Raw genomic sequence first — 6,096 nt, forward strand, 5'->3', positions numbered from 1 at the left:
AGCCGGCTGGAATGACGACTATCGGGCTCAGTTATTCTTTGGTTAAAATATCAACAAAGTGTGCTCCCGCCCTGTCCGCCCACCGGGTATGAGAAACGTCATTTCTGCCGGGGTGGCATCCCGCTGCCCGACCCCATATAGTGCTCACACTCGGCGCCTTGCGGCGCCAACCGGCCCGCGCGGCAGTGGCCTGGCAGGTATCTAAAGTATCGCCAGGACAGACCCCCTGTTCGGCGACATAGCCCCACGCTGGCCAGTTAGACAGGACCCGACCAAGAGACCCTCGATGCAAAGCCACGTAATAGAACATCAGATCGCCGGTGAGCTGAATGCCCGCCCGGAACAGGTGCAGGCAGCCGTTCGCCTGCTGGACGAAGGCGCGACCGTTCCCTTCATCGCCCGTTACCGCAAAGAGGTGACCGGCGGTCTGGACGACAGCCAGCTGCGTACCCTGGAGAGCCGCCTCGGCTACCTGCGTGAACTGGCGGATCGCCGCCAGGTGATCCTGCGCTCCATCGAAGAGCAGGGCAGACTGACCCCCGAGCTGGCCCGCGAGCTGAACGACGCCGACAGCAAGACCCGGCTAGAAGACCTCTACCTCCCCTACAAGCCCAAGCGGCGCACCAAGGGGCAGATGGCCATCGAGGCGGGGTTGGAGCCACTGGCGGATTTGCTGCTGGGTGACCCCATGAAGGATCCCGAGCAAGAGGCGGTTCGCTTCCTCAATGCCGAGCAGGGGATCACCGACGGCAAGGCCGCCCTCGACGGTGCCCGTTACATCCTGATGGAGCGCTTCGCCGAGCAGGCCGATCTCCTTGAGAAGTTGCGGGACTACCTGTGGCAGAACTCCACCCTGCGTGCCCGCGTGGTGGCCGGCAAGGAGCAGGAAGGGGCCAAGTTCAAGGACTACTTCGAACACGATGAGCCCCTGCACAAGGCCCCCTCCCACCGGGTGCTGGCCATGTTGCGCGGCCGCAACGAGGGGATCCTCAACCTGGCGCTGGTTACCGGCGAGGATGAGGGTACCAGCCCCTGCGAAGGGATCATTGCCCATCACCTCAGACTCAACCTGCAACACCGCCCGGCCGACAAGTGGCTGCAGGGGGTGGTGAGCTGGACCTGGAAGATCAAGCTCTCCTTGCAGATGGAAACCGAGCTGATCGGCCGCATCCGCGAGTCAGCAGAGGAGGAAGCGATCAAGGTGTTCGCCATGAACCTCAAGGATCTGCTGATGGCGGCACCGGCTGGCATGCGCTGCACCATGGGGCTGGATCCCGGCATCCGCACCGGGGTCAAGGTGGCGGTGGTGGATGCCACCGGCAAGCTGGTCGATACCGCGACCATCTATCCGTTCGAACCCAAGCGTCATGTGGATCAGAGCCTCAAGACCCTGAACGAGCTGTGCCAGAAGCACAAGGTCGAGCTCATCAGCATCGGCAACGGCACCGCATCCCGGGAAACCGACCGCCTGGTGAGCGATCTGTTCGAGCGCTACCCGGCCACCAAGGCGCAGAAAATCGTGGTCAGTGAAGCGGGGGCATCGGTCTACTCCGCCTCCGAGCTCGCCTCCCAGGAATTCCCGGATCTCGACGTCTCCATTCGTGGCGCTGTCTCCATCGCCCGCCGTCTCCAGGATCCCCTGGCAGAGCTGGTCAAGATCGATCCCAAGAGCATAGGTGTGGGCCAGTACCAGCACGACGTCGGCCAGAGCCAGCTGGCCCGCCGCCTCGACGCGGTGGTCGAGGATTGCGTGAACGCGGTGGGGGTGGATGTGAATACCGCCTCGGTCGCCCTGCTCAACCGGGTTTCCGGCCTCTCCCAGACCCTGGCCCAGAACATCGTCGCCTACCGCGACGAGAACGGCGCCTTCCAGCATCGTCAGCAGCTGCTGAAAGTAAGCCGACTCGGGCCCAAGGCATTCGAGCAGTGCGCCGGCTTCCTGCGCATTCGGGGCGGCAGCAACCCGCTGGACGGCTCGGCGGTGCACCCGGAATCCTACCCGGTGGTGGAGCGGATCCTCGCCAAGCTGGAGCAGACCGTGGACAGCCTGCTCGGCAACAGCAGCCTGCTGCGCACCCTCAAGCCCACCGACTACACCGACGAGCAGTTCGGGGTGCCTACCGTCACCGACATCATCGGCGAACTGGACAAGCCTGGCCGCGACCCGCGTCCCGAGTTCAAGACCGCCACCTTCAAGGAAGGGGTGGAGAAAATCAGCGATCTGGTGCCCGAGATGGTGCTGGAGGGTGTGGTCACCAACGTCACCAACTTCGGCGCCTTCGTCGACATCGGCGTCCATCAGGACGGGCTGGTGCACATTTCTTCCCTCACCGATCGCTTCGTCAAGGATCCCCGCGAGGTGGTCAAGGCCGGTGACATCGTCCGGGTCAAGGTGCTGGAAGTCGACGTACCGCGCAAACGCATCAGTCTGACCATGCGTCTGGATGAAAAAGCCGGCCAGCCTGCACGCAAACCGGCCGAGCCGCGTCACACCGGCAACGCCCGACCGAAACAGGCGCCCCGTCAGAGCGCTCCGACCGAGGGTGCCATGGGCAACGCCTTCGCGGCTGCCCTGTCGAAACTGAAGAAATAAGCCCCCAGAATGCAAAAAAGCCCCGAAAGGGGCTTTTTCATGCCTGCACGGAGCGGGATCAAACGTCCTGACTCAGGCTATGCGGGGAGGCTGGCCTCACCGCTTGCTGATAGTGCCTGGCAATCACCTGGTTTCGATTGTCCATATAAGCACCGAGCGGGCCTGTGGTTTCCTGCCTGAGGGTCATCAGATCCTTGCGGGCCTGTGCCTCCTTGCCAGAGGCGGCACGGGCCACACTCATGTCTTGTGATGATGGTTCATCGGGAGCCAGTGCGGCGGCACGCACCTGCTGCATCTTGGCGATGGTCGCGGCGGGATCCCCGGGAATGGTCCCCATGTCGATGACCACCTCCCCCCCGGTGGCATAACGCTTGCCATCCGGCCCACGGGAAAACTGGTAGGTAGGGCTCCCCGCATGCTCGCCGCCGGCTGCCTGGTGAGCCTGCTCATGCTTGCGAACTTCGAGATCCCGTTCGACCAGCGCAGCCACCTGACGCTGCTGCTGCTTTTGCTGCTCCTGCTGTTCACCCTCCTGACGTTGTCGACGCTCCCCCTCCTCCCCCGTTGCCTCGACAAAACGGTGCGCCACCATCACGGGGCCGGTCTGGCCGTTCTCTTTCGTGGACGAGGATGGGGTGGCGGGATTGGCCTGGGCGGCCCGGGATCTCTCTTTCTGGGAACCGACACCGGACTCGGCGTTGGACGCTTCGCTCTGGCGGCTGGAGGGCACCAGTTCTGCACGGCGGTTGTCAGTCTGCGCCGATTCCGTCTGCGGCTGCAGTTGATTCGGAATGATGGTCGGCAGACTGACGTTGATGTTCATGTCACACCCGGATATCGATCAGGGTGCCCAGCATGTCGCTGGCCGTCTGGATCACCTTGGCGGATGCCCCGGCATGCAGCTCGGCCACCTTGAGATTCACCAGTTCATCCGGCAACTGCACCTGATCACCCGCTGGCGTATTGAGACGGGCGATCTGGCTGGACGCCTGGCCCGCTAACTGCTCGGCCCGTTGGAACCCCTGCACGCCCGCCGTCATGGCTGATTCGATACGCATTGGCACACTCCTCTGTAGGGTTGGCTAATTATCCATCAACCTGACGAGTTATTGAAGCCTGCCGCTCAAATCTCAGTCAATGAACTGCCGCAGGAGGGTGATGAACTGCTCTGGATGGGAGATGAAGGGGGCATGGGATGCCTTCTCCAGCACCAGACTGTGGCTGGCAGGGTAACGCGCATCCAGCAAGGGAATGGCGGCCTTCGGCACCAGGGTATCCAGCCTGCCGTAAAGACGCAGCCAGGGCAGATCCAGGCCGATCAGTTCATCCCGCAGATCGACCTCGGCCAGCAGGCCCAGACCAGCCTCCAAGGCCGCAAGCCGGGGAGCGGGTCGCTCCGCCAGCCAGTGACGCAACTGGCGAATGTCGTTTCTGGCGTGCTCGCTGCCCATGGCCTGGATCGCGAGGAAGCGCTCTATGGTCTGCATGAAGTCGCCGGCCAGCATCTGGTTGAACCCTGCCAGCACCTTGGGGGCAATCCCGGGCCACTCGTCGCGGGCCATGAAGCAGGGAGAGCTGGCTACGGTAATGAGAGAGTGAAGGCGTTCAGGCATGGTCAGCGCCAACTGACTCGCCACCAGACCACCGAGGGACCAGCCGAGCAGATGGCATTTTTCAGGCAATATGGCCGCCACCTGCTCTGCCAGCCAGGGCAGGGTGTAGTCTGTCCCTGCTTGCAGGGGGCTGTTGCCAAAGCCGGGCAGGTCCACCAGATGCAGCCGATAGTGGGCAGCCAGTTCTTGGGCAATACCGTGCCAGACGGCCCCGTTCATGCCCCAGCCATGCAACAACACCAGGTCCGGGCCCTGGCCAAACCGCTCAACCGATACGCTCATCTAGACTCAAGATCCCTGTTTATCTGCTTGGAGCCTGCATGTTAAAGCGGCTGCTCGCCAAAGCAAGTCCGATCCTTGGCACCCAGTCCGACTGGCTCGGTCTGTGCCTGCTCTGTCGCCAGCCCTGTGACGAGACGCCCTTGTTGTGCTCCTGGTGCCGCCACGCCCAGCGCCAACACGACAGACGATGCCTGATGTGTGCAGCACCGCTGCCGGAGCAACATCGCGAGAGCGAACTGCTGTGCGGACGCTGCCAGCGCAGACCCGCCCCCTGGGAGCGTTTGCAGGTGATCGGCGATTATCAGGCACCTTATGCCCAACTCATCCCCCGGCTGAAGTATTCCGGTCAGATCCTGCTCGCGCCGCTGCTTGCCAGCCTGCTGGCAGACCATCTGGATCTCGCCAACCCACCGCAGGTCATCATTCCGGTTCCCCTGCACTGGTGGCGCCAGTGGTGGCGCGGCTTCAATCAGGCAGAAGAAATCGGCCATGCCCTGAGCGCACTCACCGGCATTCCTTGCGACACCCGCGTACTGCGCCGGACAAGGTCGACCCCGCAACAGACCCGGCTCAGTGCCGGCCAGCGGCGACGCAATCTGCGAGGCGCCTTCGAAATGGCACCTCACCACTACCGGCATGTGGCACTGCTCGATGATGTGGTCACCACGGGCGCCACCGCAGGTCAGCTCACCCGGTTGCTTCATGAGCACGGCGTCACTACGGTAGAGGTGTGGGCCATCTGCCGTACCCTCCGACACCTGAAATAACCGGGCAGGGATCCGGCCCGGGAGTCCGCTGGCGGCATGATTCCGATACGCCCGGGCTCACAGGCTCGCCATCGGCACGCTACCCAAGCCCCGCCAAGCGAGTTATCATGAATACCCTAGTCGTACACTCAGGTTTATGAGGATAGTGATGATCAGCATTTCCGACACCGCCCAGGCCCACTTCCGCAAGTTGCTGGAGAAGCAGCCTGATGGCACCAACATCCGGGTGTTTGTGGTCAATCCGGGAACCCAGAATGCCGAGTGCGGCGTATCCTATTGCCCACCCGACGCGGTCGATCCGGAAGATCAGCACCTGCCGTTCAGCGGCTTCGACTGCCTGGTCGATCCCCTGAGCGCCCCCTTCCTGGTGGATGCCACCATCGACTTCGTCACCGATCAGATGGGCTCTCAGCTCACCCTGAAGGCACCCAACGCCAAGATGCGCAAGGTGGCCGACGACGCCCCGCTGATCGACCGCATCGAGTACGTGTTGATGTCCGAGGTGAACCCCATGCTGGCCGGTCACGGCGGCAAGGTCACCCTGGTCGAGCTGACCGACGACAAACTGGCCATCCTGCAGTTTGGCGGCGGTTGCAACGGTTGCTCCATGGTCGACTACACCCTGAAAGAGGGGATCGAGAAGCAGCTGCTGGAGAAATTCCCGGGCGAGCTCAACGGCGTCAAGGATGCCACCGAGCACCAGCGCGGCGACCACTCCTACTACTGATTTGCCCCCTTGCGGCAAAGAAAAGGCCCCGCCAGCTGGCGCAATGCTGTTCAGATAAGCACTTTTTTGACTGATTATTCATAAATTGGATTTGAGTTGAGGGGGCAAGGCTGT

Annotated in this window: 6 protein-coding genes; 3 read left to right on the forward strand and 3 right to left on the reverse strand. The window is 62.8% G+C overall.

Going from position 1 to position 6,096, the window contains the following annotated elements; translation table 11 throughout:
- The first annotated feature begins 286 nt into the window (after positions 1-286).
- A complete protein-coding gene (locus OKC30_RS19435) occupies positions 287-2,593 on the forward strand; it encodes a Tex family protein (protein ID WP_160837868.1) in 2,307 nt (768 codons plus the stop codon).
- Between the two features lie 58 nt (positions 2,594-2,651).
- On the opposite strand, the gene OKC30_RS19440 is transcribed toward OKC30_RS19435, so the two are convergent.
- The 3 genes from OKC30_RS19440 to bioH all read right to left on the reverse strand — a co-directional run bounded on the left by OKC30_RS19440 (position 2,652) and on the right by bioH (position 4,488).
- Positions 2,652-3,416, reverse strand: coding sequence for a putative metalloprotease CJM1_0395 family protein (locus tag OKC30_RS19440; protein WP_160837866.1), 765 nt, complete (start codon positions 3,414-3,416; stop codon positions 2,652-2,654).
- Between the two features lies 1 nt (position 3,417).
- Positions 3,418-3,651 carry a hypothetical protein gene (locus OKC30_RS19445; protein ID WP_010672552.1) on the reverse strand — a complete coding sequence of 78 codons (234 nt, stop codon included), beginning with the start codon at positions 3,649-3,651 and terminating at the stop codon, positions 3,418-3,420.
- Between the two features lie 72 nt (positions 3,652-3,723).
- The gene (bioH, locus tag OKC30_RS19450) at positions 3,724-4,488 is read right to left on the reverse strand and encodes a pimeloyl-ACP methyl ester esterase BioH (protein ID WP_041212176.1); all 765 of its coding nucleotides are present in this window, start codon (positions 4,486-4,488) and stop codon (positions 3,724-3,726) included.
- Positions 4,489-4,526: 38 nt separating this feature from the next.
- On the opposite strand from bioH, the gene OKC30_RS19455 reads away from it, so the two are divergent.
- Together OKC30_RS19455 and nfuA are read left to right on the forward strand one after the other, a co-directional pair.
- On the forward strand, positions 4,527-5,255 hold the full coding sequence (locus OKC30_RS19455) for a ComF family protein (protein WP_160837864.1): 729 nt from the start codon (positions 4,527-4,529) through the stop codon (positions 5,253-5,255).
- Positions 5,256-5,403: 148 nt separating this feature from the next.
- Positions 5,404-5,982 (forward strand): Fe-S biogenesis protein NfuA, encoded by a 579-nt coding sequence (gene nfuA, locus OKC30_RS19460; protein ID WP_010672549.1) that lies wholly within the window; start codon positions 5,404-5,406, stop codon positions 5,980-5,982.
- Positions 5,983-6,096: the final 114 nt, after the last annotated feature.

Origin of the sequence: Aeromonas sp. QDB18 (assembly GCF_027705325.1) — a bacterium.
Lineage (GTDB): Bacteria > Pseudomonadota > Gammaproteobacteria > Enterobacterales > Aeromonadaceae > Aeromonas > Aeromonas caviae.

Bases quoted from the DNA above. Each gene is read 5' to 3' on its own strand.
- OKC30_RS19445 (WP_010672552.1), bottom strand. From the start codon at position 3,651: ATGCGTATCGAATCAGCCATGACGGCGGGCGTGCAGGGGTTCCAACGG.
- bioH (WP_041212176.1), bottom strand. From the start codon at position 4,488: ATGAGCGTATCGGTTGAGCGGTTTGGCCAGGGCCCGGACCTGGTGTTG.
- OKC30_RS19440 (WP_160837866.1), bottom strand. From the start codon at position 3,416: ATGAACATCAACGTCAGTCTGCCGACCATCATTCCGAATCAACTGCAG.
- OKC30_RS19455 (WP_160837864.1), top strand. From the start codon at position 4,527: ATGTTAAAGCGGCTGCTCGCCAAAGCAAGTCCGATCCTTGGCACCCAG.
- nfuA (WP_010672549.1), top strand. From the start codon at position 5,404: ATGATCAGCATTTCCGACACCGCCCAGGCCCACTTCCGCAAGTTGCTG.
- OKC30_RS19435 (WP_160837868.1), top strand. From the start codon at position 287: ATGCAAAGCCACGTAATAGAACATCAGATCGCCGGTGAGCTGAATGCC.